This window comes from Rhodoferax sp. LS1P39 (genome assembly GCF_056521425.1).
Map to the genome: position 1 here is coordinate 314,128 of NZ_JBWMAV010000003.1, position 16,398 is coordinate 330,525.

General features: G+C 63.8%; 14 protein-coding genes. All 14 read left to right on the forward strand.

Annotation, left to right across the window (positions count from 1 at the left end; genetic code table 11):
• The first annotated feature begins 5 nt into the window (after positions 1-5).
• The gene (gene uppS / locus AC097O_RS08435) at positions 6-728 is read left to right on the forward strand and encodes a polyprenyl diphosphate synthase (RefSeq protein WP_479592353.1); all 723 of its coding nucleotides are present in this window, start codon (positions 6-8) and stop codon (positions 726-728) included.
• A gap of 9 nt (positions 729-737) precedes the next feature.
• Entirely contained in the window at positions 738-1,589 is an 852-nt protein-coding gene (locus tag AC097O_RS08440; RefSeq protein WP_479592354.1) for a phosphatidate cytidylyltransferase, read from the forward strand.
• Between the two features lie 9 nt (positions 1,590-1,598).
• Positions 1,599-2,777 carry a 1-deoxy-D-xylulose-5-phosphate reductoisomerase gene (gene ispC, locus AC097O_RS08445; protein WP_479592355.1) on the forward strand — a complete coding sequence of 393 codons (1,179 nt, stop codon included), beginning with the start codon at positions 1,599-1,601 and terminating at the stop codon, positions 2,775-2,777.
• 13 nt (positions 2,778-2,790) lie between these two features.
• The gene (gene rseP / locus AC097O_RS08450) at positions 2,791-4,152 is read left to right on the forward strand and encodes an RIP metalloprotease RseP (RefSeq protein ID WP_479592356.1); all 1,362 of its coding nucleotides are present in this window, start codon (positions 2,791-2,793) and stop codon (positions 4,150-4,152) included.
• A 48-nt stretch (positions 4,153-4,200) separates the two neighbouring features.
• Positions 4,201-6,498 (forward strand): outer membrane protein assembly factor BamA, encoded by a 2,298-nt coding sequence (gene bamA / locus AC097O_RS08455; RefSeq protein WP_479592357.1) that lies wholly within the window; start codon positions 4,201-4,203, stop codon positions 6,496-6,498.
• Positions 6,498-7,016 carry an OmpH/Skp family outer membrane protein gene (locus AC097O_RS08460; RefSeq protein ID WP_479592358.1) on the forward strand — a complete coding sequence of 173 codons (519 nt, stop codon included), beginning with the start codon at positions 6,498-6,500 and terminating at the stop codon, positions 7,014-7,016. Before bamA ends, AC097O_RS08460 begins: the two co-directional genes overlap by 1 nt.
• A gap of 20 nt (positions 7,017-7,036) precedes the next feature.
• Entirely contained in the window at positions 7,037-8,035 is a 999-nt protein-coding gene (gene lpxD / locus AC097O_RS08465; RefSeq protein ID WP_479592359.1) for a UDP-3-O-(3-hydroxymyristoyl)glucosamine N-acyltransferase, read from the forward strand.
• Positions 8,032-8,472: a 3-hydroxyacyl-ACP dehydratase FabZ gene (fabZ, locus tag AC097O_RS08470; protein ID WP_295957720.1), complete on the forward strand. Its 441-nt coding sequence runs from the start codon at positions 8,032-8,034 to the stop codon at positions 8,470-8,472. Before lpxD ends, fabZ begins: the two co-directional genes overlap by 4 nt.
• Positions 8,473-8,483: 11 nt before the next feature.
• Positions 8,484-9,266 carry an acyl-ACP--UDP-N-acetylglucosamine O-acyltransferase gene (gene lpxA / locus AC097O_RS08475; RefSeq protein ID WP_479592360.1) on the forward strand — a complete coding sequence of 261 codons (783 nt, stop codon included), beginning with the start codon at positions 8,484-8,486 and terminating at the stop codon, positions 9,264-9,266.
• On the forward strand, positions 9,266-10,423 hold the full coding sequence (lpxB, locus tag AC097O_RS08480) for a lipid-A-disaccharide synthase (protein WP_479592361.1): 1,158 nt from the start codon (positions 9,266-9,268) through the stop codon (positions 10,421-10,423). The genes lpxA and lpxB overlap by 1 nt, the downstream gene beginning before the upstream one ends.
• On the forward strand, positions 10,386-11,003 hold the full coding sequence (gene rnhB, locus AC097O_RS08485) for a ribonuclease HII (protein WP_479592362.1): 618 nt from the start codon (positions 10,386-10,388) through the stop codon (positions 11,001-11,003). The genes lpxB and rnhB overlap by 38 nt, the downstream gene beginning before the upstream one ends.
• Entirely contained in the window at positions 11,000-11,773 is a 774-nt protein-coding gene (locus tag AC097O_RS08490) for a TrmH family RNA methyltransferase (RefSeq protein ID WP_479592363.1), read from the forward strand. Before rnhB ends, AC097O_RS08490 begins: the two co-directional genes overlap by 4 nt.
• A gap of 191 nt (positions 11,774-11,964) precedes the next feature.
• Positions 11,965-13,128: a glutamine-hydrolyzing carbamoyl-phosphate synthase small subunit gene (gene carA, locus AC097O_RS08495; RefSeq protein WP_479592364.1), complete on the forward strand. Its 1,164-nt coding sequence runs from the start codon at positions 11,965-11,967 to the stop codon at positions 13,126-13,128.
• The gene (carB, locus tag AC097O_RS08500) at positions 13,128-16,379 is read left to right on the forward strand and encodes a carbamoyl-phosphate synthase large subunit (RefSeq protein WP_479592365.1); all 3,252 of its coding nucleotides are present in this window, start codon (positions 13,128-13,130) and stop codon (positions 16,377-16,379) included. The genes carA and carB overlap by 1 nt, the downstream gene beginning before the upstream one ends.
• Positions 16,380-16,398: the final 19 nt, after the last annotated feature.

Consider the following 16,398-nt stretch of genomic DNA (forward strand, 5'->3'; position numbering starts at 1 on the left):
CGCCGATGGCTACCCCCGTTCCGCACCACATCGCTATCGTCATGGATGGCAATGGCCGTTGGGCCAACCGGCGCTTCATGCCGCGCCTGGCCGGGCACCACCAGGGCGTGGATGCGTTGCGCCGCTGCGTGCAGGCCTGCCTGGACCGGGATGTAGGCGTATTGACCGTGTTTGCGTTCTCGTCCGAAAACTGGGACCGGCCGGCGGACGAGGTTTCGGGCCTGATGTCGCTGATGGTCAGCGTGTTGGCCAAAGAGGTGGTCAAGCTCAAGGCCAATGGCGCGCAACTGCATTTCGTGGGCAATCTGTCGGCCCTGTCCGACAAGGTGCGCAACGGCCTGCTCGAAGCCGAAAAAGAAACCTCGGGTAACCGCAAGCTGGTGCTCAACATCTGCTTCAACTACGGTGGCCGCTGGGACATCACCCAGGCGGCGCAAAAACTGGCGGCCAGCGGCGAGCCCATCACCGAAAAAAGCATGGACCGCGCCATGGCCCTGGCCCATTCGCCCGACCCGGACCTGCTGATCCGCACCGGCGGCGAGTTCCGCATCAGCAACTTCCTGCTCTGGCAAACGGCCTATTCCGAGCTGGTGTTCAGCGACAAGCTCTGGCCCGAATTTGACGAAGCCGCGCTGGACGAGGCGATTGCCGTCTACAACAGCCGCGAGCGCCGATTTGGCAAAACCTCGGCCCAGGTCGCACCTGCCGCCGCCGACCCGTCCTCCTGAGGCTTATCCATGCTGCTGCAACGCGTTATCACGGCCCTGGTTTTGCTGGCCATACTTTTGCCTGCGTTGTTCTATCCCGCCCCCGAGCCGCTGTGCCTGCTGGCCATCATCGCGATTGCTGCCGCCACCTGGGAGTGGGGCCGCATGAACGGCATGTCGCAGCCCAAGTCGGTGGCGCTGGCCATGGCCATGGTGTTTGCCTGCCTGTTGTCGTGGATCATGGGCCTGCTGACGGCCCGCACGCCCACGCTGTGGACCATCGCCGGTGCAGCCTGGGTGCTGGTCGGCGGCTGGCTGCTGCGCAACGGTGTGAGCGGCTGGGCGAACATCGACAAGATCGTGCGCGGACTGGTCGGCTTTGCCGCCTTGTGGCTGGCGTGGTTGGCGATTTGCCAGGCTCGGGTGATTGGCACCAACTTTTTGCTGTCGGTGCTGCTGCTGGTGTGGGTGGCCGACATCGGGGCCTACTTCGCGGGCCGGGCTTTCGGCACGAAGTTCTTCAAAAACAAGCTCGCCCCCGCCATCAGCCCCGGTAAAAGCTGGGAAGGTGTGTGCGGCGGCATGCTGGGCGTGCTGGTGCTGGCGGGTGCGTGGGTCTGGGCCGATGCGGCCTGGGCCTCCCCTGTCGCCAGCCTGTACACCCGGCTGGCGCAGCACAGCGGTATTTTGCTGCTGGTGGCCGCGCTGTTCATGGCGGCCATGAGTGTGGTGGGGGATTTGGTGGAGTCACTGATCAAGCGCAGCGCCGGGGTCAAAGACAGCAGCGGCCTGCTGCCCGGCCATGGTGGCGTGCTGGACCGGGTGGATGCGCTGTTGCCCACCCTGCCGCTGGCCATGATGCTGGTATCCATCGTCGGCTAGGCTGCAAGCATGAAACAGAATTTGACGATTTTGGGATCCACTGGCTCGGTGGGCACCAGCACGCTGGACGTGGTGTCGCGCCACCCGGACCGGTTTGCGGTGTTCGCCCTGACCGCCGCCACCCAGGTAGACCTGATGCTGCAGCAATGCGCGCAGTTCAAGCCCCGTTTCGCGGTGATGGCCAGCCCGCAGCATGCCGAACTGCTGGCCGAAAAAATTAAGCAAAATAGCCTTTCCACGCTTGTTCTATCGGCGCAAGAAGCTATTGAAATGGTAGCGTCGCATCCCGAGGTCGATGCGGTCATGGCGGCCATCGTCGGCGCAGCGGGCCTGGCTCCGTGCCTGGCCGCGGCCCGTGCGGGCAAACGCCTGCTGCTGGCCAACAAAGAGGCGTTGGTGGTGGGTGGCGAGGTGTTTTTGGCGGCGGTGAAGCAGGGCGGGGCCTTGCTGTTACCCATCGACAGCGAGCATTCGGCGGTATTCCAGTCGCTGCCCGAAGACCCGGCGGTGTGGCCCCGGCGTATCGAGAAGATCATGCTGACCTCGTCGGGCGGCCCGTTCCGTACCCGCGACCCGGCCACGCTGCGCGACGTGACCCCCGAGCAGGCCTGCGCCCACCCCAACTTCGCCATGGGCCGCAAGATCTCGGTGGATTCGGCCACCATGATGAACAAGGCGCTGGAAGTGATCGAGGCCAAATACCTGTTTGGCGTGGCCCCCGAGCAGATCGAGGTGGTGATCCATCCGCAGCAAATCATCCATTCCATGGTGCAGTTCCACGACGCCTCGGTGATGGCCCAGTTGGGCACGCCCGACATGCGGGTGCCGATTGCCTACGGCCTGTCCTGGCCCGAGCGCATCGAGAGCGGCACGGCGCGGCTGGATTTTTCCCAAATGGCGGCCATGACCTTCGAGGTGCCGGATTTCCAGCGCTTTCCCTGCCTGCAACTGGCCTGGGAGAGCCTGCGTGCGCCTTCGGGCACCTGCGCGGTGCTGAACGCGGCCAACGAGGTGGCGGTGGCGGCCTTTTTGGACCGGCGTATCCGTTTTGACCAGATCCATGCGATCAATCTTGCAACTTTGGCGGCCGTCAGCCCCTCCAAGCCGCAGACGCTGGAAGATTTGCTGGCGTTGGATGCAGAATCCCGCGCCGTGGCGCAGCAGACCGCATCCCGTCTGACCCTTTGAACCAAGGACAGCCATGCTGACCATCGTCGCTTTCATCGTTGCACTGGCTTTGCTGATTGCGGTGCACGAGTACGGCCATTACCGGGTGGCCGTGGCCTGCGGGGTCAAGGTGCTGAAGTTCTCCATCGGCTTTGGCCAGACGGTATTGCGCTGGCAACCCAAGGGCTCGCCGACCGAATTTGTCATCAGCGCCTTTCCGCTGGGTGGCTTCGTGAAGATGCTGGACGAGCGCGAAGCGCCGGTGGCAGCCGAAGAGCGCCATCTGGCCTTCAACACCCAGTCTTTGCCCAAGCGCGCGGCCATCGTAGCGGCCGGCCCGGCGGCGAACCTGCTGCTGGCGGTGCTGCTGTACGCGCTGGTCAACTGGAGCGGGGTGGAGGAGCCCAAAGCCATTCTGGCCAGCCCCACCATCGGCTCGGTGGCCGAGGTCGCCGGTATCCAGGGTGGCGAGACCGTGACCCGTGCGGGCTGGGACGGTGAAGCATTGGAAGATGTGGCCTCGTTTGACGAATTGCGCTGGCTGCTGACCCGGGGCGCGCTGGACAACCGCGACGTGCGCCTGGAGCTGGCAACGTCCGCCCAGGGAGCCCGGCGCGAAGTGGTCATGGCCCTGGCCCCGCTGAACGTCCAGGAAGCCGATGCCCAGCTGTTTCGCACCATCGGTGTGCTCGGTCCCTGGACGCGCCCGGAGCTGGGCGAGGTCAAGCCTGAGGGCGCAGGTGCCCGTGCCGGTCTGCGCAGCGGCGACCTGGTGTTGCGGGTAGGCAATAAGCCCATCGTGGACGGCCAGCAGCTGCGCGACACCATCCGCGGCTCCTTGTCGGGCGGGCAGGCGCTGGCGCAGGTCTGGCAGATCGACCGCGGCGGCCAGCGGCTCGACCTGACCGTCACCCCGGATGTCATGCCCGACGGCCTGCAGTCGATTGGCCGGATCAACGCCTTTGTGGGGGCCATGCCCGAGATGCTGACCGTGCGCTACGGCCCGTGGGACGGCCTGTGGCGTGGCGTGGAGCGCACCTGGGAAGTGTCGGGCCTGACCCTGCGCATGATCGGCCGCATGGTGGTGGGCGAGGCTTCCATCAAGAATTTGAGCGGCCCCCTGTCGGTGGCCGAGTACGCAGGCAAGTCGGCCAGCCTGGGCTTTACCCAGTACCTGGTATTTTTGGCCCTGATCAGCGTTAGTCTTGGGGTCTTGAACCTGCTGCCGATCCCGATTTTGGACGGTGGGCACCTGTTGTATTATCTTTGGGAGGCTGTCACAGGCAAACGCGTATCCGATGCCTGGATGGAACGCTTGCAGCGCGGAGGCGGTGCAGTGCTGTTGTTGATGATGTCCATTGCACTGTTTAACGATGTCCACCGCCTGTTTGGCTAATATTCACCCGACTTGCCGCCTGGCGCGGTTCCAGTCCCACCACATTCCATGAAAAATCACTTTAATAGCTTTCGCCTGCGTACCTTGTCGGCTGCTGTGGCGCTGGTGCTGGCTGCCAACACGGCCTGGGCCGTCACTCCTTTCGCTGTGCGCGACATCCGTATCGAAGGTTTGCAGCGCGTGGAGCCGGGCACTGTCTTTGCGTCCTTGCCGTTCCGGGTGGGCGATACCTACAACGACGACCAGGGCTCTGCGGCCATCCGCACCCTGTTTGCCCTGGGCCTGTTCAAGGACGTGCGCCTGGAAGTCAGCGGCGACGTGCTGGTGGTGGTGGTGGAAGAGCGCCCCACGATTGCCGATGTCGAGTTTGTGGGCTCCAAAGAGTTCGACAAGGACGCGCTGAAGAAGTCCATGCGCGACGTGGGCCTCACCGATGGCCGCCCGTTCGACAAAGCCCTGGCCGACCGTGCCGAGCAAGAACTCAAGCGCCAGTACATCAACAAGAGCCTGTATGCCGCCGAAGTGCAAACCACGGTGACCCCGGTGGAGCGCAACCGCGTCAACCTGACCTTCACAATCACCGAGGGCGAGCCCGCCAAGATACAGGACATCCGCATCGTCGGTGCCAAGGCCTTCAGCGAATCCACGCTGCGCAACCAGTTCGAGCTGGACACCGGTGGTTGGCTCAGCTGGTACACCAAGTCCGACCGCTACACCCGCGCCAAGCTCAACGCCGACATCGAAACCCTGCGCTCCTACTACCTGTCGCGCGGCTACCTGGAGTTCAAGGTGGACTCCACCCAGGTGGCGATTTCGCCCGACAAGCAAAGCATGTCGGTCACCATCAACGTGACCGAAGGCGAGCGTTTCGTGGTGTCGGCGGTGCGTCTGGAAGGCAATTACCTGGGCAAGGACGACGAGTTCAAGTCGCTGGTCAGCATCAAGCCCGGCGAGGCCTACAACGCCGACCTGGTGGCCAAGACCACCAAGGCCTTCAAAGACAACTTCGGCAGCTTCGGCTTTGCCTTTGCCCAGGTCGAGGCCAAGCCCGAAATCGACCGCACCACCAACCGCGTAGCCCTGGTGATGCAGGCCGAGCCCTCGCGCCGCGCCTATGTGCGCAAGGTCAACGTGGCCGGCAACAGCCGCACCCGCGACGAAGTCATCCGCCGCGAATTCCGCCAACTGGAATCGTCCTGGTACGACGGTGACAAGATCAAGTTGTCGCGTGACCGGGTAGACCGCCTGGGCTTCTTCAAGGAAGTCAACGTGGAGACGCAGGACGTGGCCGGTTCGCCCGACCAGGTGGATGTGCAGGTGAACGTGGAAGAAAAATCCAGCGGCAGCATCCAGATAGGAGCCGGTTTTTCCAGCGCCGACAAGCTCTCGCTGTCGTTCAGCATCAAGCAGGAAAACGCCTTTGGTTCGGGCAATTACCTGGGCCTGGAAGTCAACACCAGCAAGTTCAACCAGGTGGTGGTGGTCAGCACGGTCGATCCGTACTTCACCGACGGCGGTATTTCGCGCTCGATCGACATCTTCCACCGCGCCACCAAGCCCTATAACGACCAGGGCGGCAACTACGAGCTGGTGACCCAGGGCGCAGGTCTGCGCTTTGGCGTGCCGTTCAGCGAGTTGGACACGGTGTATTTTGGTGGCAGCCTGGAGCGCACCACCATCAAGCCGGGCACCAACATCCCGGCCGCCTACCTGGCCTATGCCGAAGAGTTTGGCTACACCAGCCTGGCGGTTCCGTTGACCATCGGCTGGTCGCGCGACGACCGCGACAGCACCCTGGCCCCGAGCACGGGTGTCTACCAGCGCCTCAACACCGAAGCCGGGTTGTTTGGCGATGCGCATTACCTGCGCGCCAACTACCAGTACCAGCAGTACATTCCCCTGACCAAGCAGTTCACGCTGGCCTTCAACGGCGAAGTGGGTTTTGGCAAGGGCCTGGGCGGTCGGCCTTTCCCGGTTTTCAAGAACTTCTACGGCGGTGGTCTGGGTTCGGTGCGTGGCTTTGAGCAGGGCACCCTGGGCCCGCGCGACGTGACCGGCTCGGTGATTGGCGGCCCCAAGAAATTCACCCTGAACACCGAAATCCAGTCGCCATTCCCCGGTGCGGGCAACGACCGAACCCTGCGTATGTTTGCCTTCGCCGACGTAGGCAATGTGTACGGTGAAAATGAAAAAATCCGCTTCGGCGAAATGCGGGCCTCGGCCGGTGTGGGCCTGAGCTGGATTTCACCCGTCGGCCCCTTGCGTTTGGCCTATGCCAAGCCCATCCGCAAGTTTGCTGGCGATAGAATCCAATCCTTGCAATTCCAAATAGGTACGTCTTTCTAATGAAGAACTTTCTACGCCAATTCGGGTCCGGCATTTTGTTCGGAGCCATGCTCCTGTCTGCCCATGCGCAGGCGGACGAGTTCCGCGTCGGGTTCGTCAATACCGACCGTATCTTCCGTGAGTCTGCCGCTGCCAAGGCAGCCCAGGCCAAGTTGGAGCAGGAATTTGCCAAGCGTGAAAAAGAACTCAGCGATGCCGGAACGGTTTTGAAAACCGCCTCCGACAAGTTCGAACGCGAAGCTTCCACCCTGGCTGAAAGCCAGCGCACCTCGCGCCAGAAGGTGCTGGTCGACCAGGACCGCGACTTCCAGCGCAAGCGCCGTGAATTCCAGGAAGACCTGAATTCCCGCAAGAACGAAGAGCTGCAGCAGGTGCTGGACAAAGCCAACAAGGTGATCAAGCAAGTGGCTGAAACTGAAAAGTACGATGCTGTGCTGCAAGAAGCCGTGTACATCAATCCCAAGTACGACATCACAGACAAGGTCATCAAGGCCTTGAACGCCGTTCCCGCCAAGTAAACCCAGCAGAGGACTCCAGCATGGCGCTGCGTCTAGGCGCGATAGTGGAAGCCCTCGGGGGGGTGTTGCACGGAGATGCGGAGCTGTCGATCGACGGCATCGCCCCGCTGGAGTCGGCGGGTCCGTCGCAACTGGCTTTTCTCAGCAACCCTAAATACCAGCAGCAACTGGCCCACTCCCAGGCCGCTTGCGTGATCGTGGGCCCGGCCCAGGCCGAGATGGCCCTGGCGCGCGGTGCCTGCATCGTGGCCGATGCGCCCTACCTGTACTTTGCCAAAGTCACCCAGCTCTGGAAGCGCCAGCGGCCCGCACCTGGCGGCCCAGCCATCCACCCCAGTGCCGTGATAGACCCCAGTGCCCAGATAGCCCCCAGCGCCCGTATTGGCCCGCTGTGCGTGGTCGAACGTGGGGCGCACATCGGTGCCGACACGGTACTCAAGTCGCGTGTCACGGTGGGCGAGGACTGCCGCATCGGTGCGCGTTGCCTGCTGCACGCGGGCGTGGTGATCGGTGCCGACGGCTTTGGCTTTGCGCCCAACGCCGGGGCCTGGGAAAAAATCGAGCAACTCGGCGCGGTGCGCATCGGCAACGATGTGGAAATTGGTGCCAATACCTGCATCGACCGGGGCGCACTGGATGACACGGTGATCTCCGACGGCGTAAAGCTCGACAATCTGATCCAGATCGGCCACAACGTCTTCGTGGGTGCCCATACCGCCATGGCGGGCTGCGTCGGCGTGGCGGGCAGCGCCCACATCGGCGCGCACTGCACCGTGGGTGGTGGCGCGATTGTGCTGGGGCATTTGACCCTGGCCGACCACGTCAACATCTCGGCGGGCACCGTGGCCACCCGCTCCATCACCCAGCCCGGCCACTACACCGGCATGTTCCCGATTGACGACAACGCCAAGTGGGAAAAAAATGCCGCCTCCCTCAAGCAGTTGCACAGCCTGCGCGACCGTCTGAAAGCGGTCGAGAAAACTTTAGAACAACGCCAACAGAGCCCTGAAACACCATGATGGACATCCACCAAATCCTCAAGCAACTGCCGCACCGCTATCCCTTCCTGATGGTGGACCGGGTGCTGAGCATCGAAAAATCCAAGTCCATCCGGGCCTTCAAGAACGTCACCATCAACGAGCCGTTTTTCGAGGGCCACTTTCCGCGCCGCCCGGTCATGCCCGGTGTGCTGATGCTCGAAGCACTGGCCCAGGCCGCTGCCTTGCTGGCCTTTGATGCACTCGACAAATCGCCCAGCGACGACACCGTGTACTACTTTGCCGCCATCGACAATGCCCGTTTCAAGCGCCCGGTCGAACCCGGCGACCAGCTGATGCTGGACGTGGAGCTGGTGCGCATGAAGTCCGGCATCTTCAAGTTCAAGGGCAAGGGCACCGTGGGCGATGAGCTGGCGGTGGAGGCCGAGCTGACCTGTGCCATGCGCACCATTGCCTAAGGTTTGCGCTTGTGACCACCATCCACGCCACCGCCCTGGTTGATCCGTCCGCGCAGCTGGATGGATCGGTCAGCATAGGCCCTTACACGGTGGTGGGCCCGCACGTGAAAATCGGCGCGGGCACCACCGTGGGGCCGCACTGCGTCATCCAGGGCCACACCACCATTGGCCGGGATAACCGCATTTTCCAGTTCAACTCCCTCGGGGCCGACCCGCAGGACAAGAAGTTCGCGGGCGAGCCCACCGAGCTGGTGATTGGCGACCGCAACACCATCCGCGAGTTTTGCACTTTCAACCTGGGTACGGTGCAAGACGCGGGCGTAACCCGCATCGGCAGCGACAACTGGATCATGGCCTACGTGCACATTGCGCACGACTGCCTGCTGGGCGACCAGATCACCATGGCCAACAGCGTCACCCTGGCGGGCCACGTGCAGGTAGGCGACTGGGCGACCGTGGGCGGCCTGACCGGCGTGCTGCAGCGCATGCGCATCGGCGCGCATTCCATGGTGGGCTTTGCCAGCCACATCGGCAAGGACGTGCCGCCCTTCATGGTGGTGGACGGCAACCCGCTGGCGGTGCGTGCCGTGAATCTGGTGGGCCTGAAGCGGCGCGATTTTTCGGATGCCCGCCTCAAGGCCATCCGCGAAATGCACAAGCTGCTCTACCGCCAGGGCAAGACCCTGGACGAGGCGCGTACCGCCATCCAGGCCTTGGATGCTCCTGAGGCGGCAGCCGATATTGCCTTGATGGACGACTTCCTCGCCACTTCCGTCAGCGGCATCGCCCGCTGATGTCCGATCCCCGCGTCGCCATGGTGGCCGGAGAGGCCTCTGGCGACTTGCTCGCAGGCCTGGTGCTAGACGGCCTGCGGGCCCGCTGGCCCGCACTGCAGGCCAGCGGCATTGGCGGCCCGCAGATGGCCCGGCGCGGCTTCCAGGCGCTTTGGCCCAGCGAGCGGCTGGCGGTGCATGGCTACAACATGGATGTGTTTCGCCGCCTGTGGGAGCTGTTGGACATTCGCAAGCAACTGCGTGAACGGCTGCTGCGCGAGCGGCCCAGTGTGTTCATCGGTGTGGACGCACCCGACTTCAACCTGGGGCTGGAAGCGGCGCTGAAAGCGCAGGGCATCCCCACCGTGCACTTTGTCTGCCCGTCCATCTGGGCCTGGCGCGCGGACAGGGTGGAAAAAATCCGCCGCGCCGCCGACCACGTGCTGTGCATCTTCCCGTTCGAGCCTGAGCTGCTGGCCCAGCACGGCATTGCCGCCACCTACGTGGGCCATCCGCTGGCCAATGTGATCCCCTTGCAGCCCGACCGCGCCGCCGCACGGCAGACGCTGGGGCTGGCAGCGGAGGACACCGTGGTCGCCATCCTGCCCGGCAGCCGCCAGTCGGAAATCAAATACCTGGCTTTAAAGTTCTTTCAGGCTGCAGCGCTTATTCAACAAGCACGACTAGCTATTAAATTTGTAGTGCCCGCCGTGCCCACGCTGCGCACGCAGATCGAGGCCCTGGCGGTCGAGGCGGGCATGGCCGGGCGCATCCAGATCGTGGTGGGCCAGTCGCACACCGTGCTGGCCGCCTGCGATATGACGCTGATCGCCAGCGGCACGGCCACGCTGGAGGCGGCGCTGTTCAAGCGGCCCATGGTGATTGCCTACAACATGCACTGGTTTTCGTGGCGGCTGATGCAGCGCAAACAGCTCCAGCCCTGGGTGGGCCTGCCCAATATTCTGTGCCGCGACTTCGTGGTGCCCGAGTTGCTGCAGGACGCGGCCACGCCCCAGGCCCTGGCCGATGCCTGCCTGCAGTGGTTGGCGCCTGCAGCGTCTGCGAGAATCGCGGCCCTTGAAGCTACATTCACCGCGCTGCACCACAGCCTGCAGCGCGACACCGCCCAGTTAGCCACCGATGCCATCCAAAAAATTATCGCCACCCGTGCAAGCTGAGTTGACCTGGCCCATTCGGGGCCTGGTGGCCGGGGTGGACGAGGCCGGGCGCGGCCCGCTGGCCGGGCCGGTGGTGGCCGCCGCCGTGATCCTGGATGAGCGCCAGCCGATTGCGGGCCTGGCCGATTCCAAAAAGCTCACCGCCAAGCGCCGCGCCCAGCTGTATGACGAAATCCTCGCCAAAGCCCTGTGCTGCTCGATCGCCGAGGCCAGCGTGGAAGAAATCGAACGTTTGAATATCCTGCAAGCCACCATGCTGGCCATGCAGCGCGCCGTGCTGGGCCTGCGCCTCAAGCCCGGCCACGTGCTGGTGGACGGCAACCGCGTGCCGGTGCTGGCCATGACCAGCGAGGCCATCGTCCAGGGCGATGCCCTGGTACCGGCGATTTCCGCTGCGTCCATCCTGGCCAAGGTGACCCGCGACCGCTGGTGCGCCCAGGTGGATGCCGACTACCCGCAGTATGGGTTTGCCGGGCACAAGGGCTACGGCACGGCAGCGCACCTGGCGGCGCTGCAGGCGCATGGGGCTTGCCCGCTGCACCGCAAAACTTTCGCTCCTGTGACGGCGGTGCTGGCATGAGCTCCGACCCCATCACCCACATCCAGTCGCGCGACAACCCGCTGCTCAAGGAGCTGCGCCGCCTGTCGCAAGACAGCACTGCCTACCGCAAGCAGGGCCGCGTGTGGCTGGAAGGCGACCACCTGTGCCGGGCGGCGCTGGCCCGGGGCTGGAAGCCTGCCATGGCGATTTTTTCAGAGTCTTTTTGGCTTCTAGCGCCCATGGAATGGGCGAGAGCAGCTACTAAAACCATAGTCATCAAAGATGCGCTGTTGGCCGACCTCAGCAGCCTGGAGTCGCCCGCGCCCATGGGCTTTGTGGTCGATTTGCCCGCCACCGCTACGCTGGACCCGGCGGCGGCCAGCGTCATCCTCGACCGGGTGCAGGATGCCGGTAATGTGGGCTCCATCCTGCGCAGCGCTGGGGCGTTTGGGTTCAAGCAGATTATCGCCCTCAAAGGCACGGCAGCGCTGTGGAGTCCCAAGGTATTGCGCGCAGGCATGGGTGCGCATTTCGGCCTGCGCCTGATCGAAGGCCTAGAGCCGGATGCGCTGGATGCCCTGACCGTGCCGCTGGTCGTTACCAGCTCCCACCAGGGTGCGCTGCTGCAAGACCAGGTGCTGCCGTACCCCTGCGCCTGGGCCATGGGCCACGAAGGGCAGGGCGTGGGCGCGGCCCTGCTGGCGCGCGCCAAAGTGTCGGTACGCATTGGCCAGCCGGGCGGCGAAGAGTCGCTGAACGTGGCCGCCGCCGCTGCTATTTGCCTACACGCGTCGTCGGTAGGGCGCTGAGAGCGCTATACCCGGCCCAGGGTTTGCCCGTGGTTTGGGCCAGGATCTGCAACAGTGCTCGGCTATAATCGTGGGCTTTCCCGCATCCACGTACGCCTAGCGCCGGTCTTACCGAACCCCCTTCCAGAGCATTTGCAAGAGTTTTACTCTTGGACCGCTTGGGCGTACCCGTAACTATTTCGGAGAACCCAGTGCTTTTGTCTCTCAAGGGAACCTTCCCATCCGCCATCCTGGCGCTCGCAGACGGCACGGTCTTTGTTGGCAACTCCATTGGAGCCCCCGGCTCCACCGTGGGCGAGGTGGTGTTTAACACCGCCATGACCGGCTACCAGGAAATCCTCACCGACCCCAGCTACTGCCAGCAGATCGTCACCCTGACGTACCCGCACATCGGCAATACCGGTGTCAATGTGGAAGACGTGGAAGCCGCCCGCGTCCATGCCGCTGGCTTGGTCATCAAAGACCTGCCGTTGGTCGCCTCCAACTTCCGCAGCCACCTCACCTTGTCGGACTACCTGGTCCAGCAAAACACGGTCGCCATCGCCAACCTCGACACCCGCAAGCTGACCCGCCACCTGCGCACCCATGGCGCGCAAAACGGCTGCATCCTGGCGCTGCCCGCAGGCCAGAGCGTGAATGCCGAGAACACCGCCCAAGCCGTGGCCGCTGCTAAGGCTGCGCCCAGCATGGCCGGGCTGGACCTGGCCAAGGTGGTCTCCGCCAAGGAGTCCTACGCCTGGACCCAGACCGAGTGGAACCTGTTGGGCGGTTACGGCCAGCAAGACGCGCCGCGCTTCCACGTGGTGGCCTATGACTTTGGGGTCAAGTTCAACATCCTGCGCATGCTGGCCAGCCGTGGCTGCCGCATCACCGTGGTGCCCGCGCAAACCAGCGCCGCCGAGGTGCTGGCTCTGCAACCCGACGGCGTGTTCCTGTCCAACGGCCCCGGTGATCCGCAGCCTTGCGACTACGCGATTGCCGCCGCGGCCGCTTTGATCGAGTCCGGCATCCCCACCTTCGGCATCTGCCTGGGACACCAGATCATGGCCCTGGCCAGCGGTGCCAAGACCTTCAAGATGAAGTTCGGCCACCACGGTGCCAACCACCCGGTGAAAGACCTGGACGATGGCCGCGTCAGCATCACCAGCCAGAACCACGGTTTTGCGGTGGATGCAGCCACGCTGCCCGCCAACCTGCGCGCCACCCATATCAGCCTGTTCGACGGCACGCTGCAAGGCCTGGCCCGTACCGACAAGCCCGCGTTCTGCTTCCAGGGCCACCCCGAGGCTTCGCCCGGCCCGCACGACATCAGCTACCTGTTTGACCGCTTCATCGTGCTGATGGAGAAAAACTAATGCCTAAACGCCTAGACCTTCAATCCATCCTCATCATTGGCGCAGGCCCGATCATCATCGGCCAGGCCTGTGAGTTCGACTACTCCGGCGTGCAGGCCTGCAAGGCGCTGCGTGAGGAGGGCTACCGCGTCATTCTGATCAACAGCAACCCCGCCACGATCATGACCGACCCGGCCACGGCCGACGTGACCTACATCGAGCCCATCACCTGGCAGACGGTCGAGAAAATCATTGCCAAAGAGCGCCCCGATGCCATCCTGCCCACCATGGGCGGCCAGACCGCGCTGAACTGCGCACTCGACCTGTGGCACAACGGCGTGCTGGCCAAGTACACCGGCGCGGCCACCGGCAAGCCGGTGGAGCTGATCGGTGCCAAGCCCGAAGCCATCGACAAGGCCGAAGACCGCCTGAAGTTCAAGGACGCGATGACCAAGATCGGCCTGGGCTCGGCCCGTTCCGGCATTGCGCACAGCATGGAAGAGGCCTGGGTCGTGCAACGCCAGATGGGTTTCCCCACCGTCATCCGCCCCAGCTTCACCCTGGGCGGCACCGGCGGCGGCATTGCCTACAACCCGGAAGAGTTCGAAACCATCTGCAAGCGCGGCCTGGAAGCCTCGCCCACCAACGAGTTGCTGATCGAAGAGTCGTTGCTGGGCTGGAAAGAGTACGAGATGGAAGTGGTGCGCGACACCGCCGACAACTGCATCATCGTCTGCTCCATCGAAAACCTGGACCCGATGGGCGTGCACACCGGCGACTCGATCACCGTGGCCCCCGCCCAGACGCTGACCGACAAGGAATATCAGCTGCTGCGCAACGCCAGCCTGGCCGTGCTGCGCGAAATCGGCGTGGACACCGGCGGCTCCAACGTGCAGTTCTCGATCAACCCGGTCGATGGCCGCATGGTGGTGATCGAGATGAACCCGCGCGTGTCGCGCTCCTCGGCACTGGCTTCCAAGGCCACGGGTTTCCCGATTGCCAAGGTGGCGGCCAAGCTGGCCGTGGGCTACACGCTGGACGAGCTGCGCAACGAGATCACCAACGGTGCCACCCCGGCCAGCTTCGAGCCCAGCATCGACTATGTGGTCACCAAGATCCCGCGTTTTGCGTTCGAAAAGTTCCCCACCGCCGATTCGCGCCTGACCACGCAGATGAAGTCGGTTGGCGAAGTCATGGCCATGGGCCGCACCTTCCAGGAATCCTTCCAGAAAGCCCTGCGCGGCCTGGAAGTGGGCGTGGACGGCATGAACGAGAAAACCCAGGACCGCGAGTTGCTGGAAAAAGAACTCGGCGAGCCCGGCCCCGACCGCATCTGGTACGTGGGCGACGCGTTTGCCGCCGGTTGGACGGTGGACGAAGTGTTTGCCCTGACCAAGATTGACCCCTGGTTCCTGGTACAGATCGAGCAGATCGTGAAGATCGAGCTGGAGCTGGAAACCAAGAGCCTGGCCGACATCGACGCGGCCACCCTGCGCGCCCTGAAGCAAAAAGGCTTCTCCGACCGCCGCCTGGCCAAGCAGCTCAAGACCACCGACACCGCCGTGCGCAATGCCCGCCGTGCCCTGGGCGTGCGCCCTGTGTACAAACGCGTGGACACCTGCGCGGCCGAGTTCGCTACCGACACCGCCTACCTGTACTCGACCTACGAGGCCGAGGGTGCCGAGTGCGAAGCCGCGCCCACCGACAAAAAGAAGATCATGGTGCTGGGCGGTGGCCCGAACCGCATCGGCCAGGGCATCGAGTTCGACTACTGCTGCGTGCACGCCGCGCTGGCCATGCGCGAAGACGGGTATGAGACCATCATGGTCAACTGCAACCCCGAAACCGTGTCCACCGACTACGACACCAGCGACCGCCTGTACTTCGAGCCGCTGACGCTGGAAGACGTGCTGGAAATCGTCGACAAGGAAAAGCCTTTCGGCGTGATCGTGCAGTACGGCGGCCAAACCCCGTTGAAGCTGGCGCTGGACCTGGAAGCCAATGGCGTGCCCATCATCGGCACCAGCCCCGACATGATCGACGCGGCCGAAGACCGTGAGCGCTTCCAGAAGCTGCTGCACGAACTCGGCCTGCGCCAGCCGCCCAACGCCACGGCCCGTACCGAGCCCGAAGCGCTGGAAAAGGCCGCCGCCCTGGGCTATCCCCTGGTGGTACGTCCCAGCTACGTGCTGGGTGGCCGCGCCATGGAAATCGTCCACGAGCAGCGCGACCTGGAGCGCTACATGCGCGAGGCCGTCAAGGTCAGCCACGACTCGCCGGTGCTGCTGGACCGCTTCCTGAACGACGCGATTGAATGCGATGTGGACGCGATCTGCGACGGCCAGCGCGTGTTCATCGGCGGCGTGATGGAGCACATCGAGCAAGCGGGCGTGCACAGCGGCGACTCGGCCTGCTCGTTGCCTCCGTACTACCTGTCGGCGGAAACCGTCACCGAAATCAAACGCCAGACCACCGCCATGGCGCATGCCTTGAAGGTGGTGGGCCTGATGAACGTGCAGTTCGCCATCCAGAACGTGGACGGACGGGACGTGATCTACGTGCTGGAAGTGAACCCGCGTGCCTCCCGCACCGTGCCCTTCGTCAGCAAGGCCACCGGCATCCAGCTGGCCAAGGTGGCGGCACGCTGCATGGTCGGCCAGACGCTGGACGCCCAAGGCATCTTCAAGGAAGTGACCCCGCCGTATTTCAGCGTCAAGGAAGCCGTGTTCCCGTTCGTCAAGTTCCCCGGTGTGGACACGATTCTCGGCCCCGAGATGAAGTCCACCGGCGAGGTGATGGGCGTGGGCAAGACTTTTGGCGAAGCCTTTGTGAAGTCGCAAATTGGCGCGGGTACCAAGCTGCCGCGCTCGGGCAAGGCCTTTGTGTCGGTGAAGAACAACGACAAGGCGCGTGCCGTAGAAGTGGCGCGTGGGTTGAGCGCATTGGGCTTTGATTTGATCGCCACCAAGGGCACGTCGGCAGCTTTCCAGGCCGCGGGCATTGCCTGCACCACGGTCAACAAGGTCACCGAAGGCCGCCCGAACATCGTGGACATGATCAAGAACAACGAGATTGCCCTGGTCATCAACACCGTGGAAGAGCGCCGCAACGCGATTGCCGATTCGCGCCACATCCGCACTTCGGCTTTATTGGCCCGCGTCACCACCTTCACCACCATTTTTGGTGCCGAAGCGGCGGTGGAAGGCATGCAGTACCTGGACGACCTGGATGTCATCTCGGTACAGGAAATGCATGCGCAGTTGTTGGCTTAAGCCGTATTTGGAGTTGTAA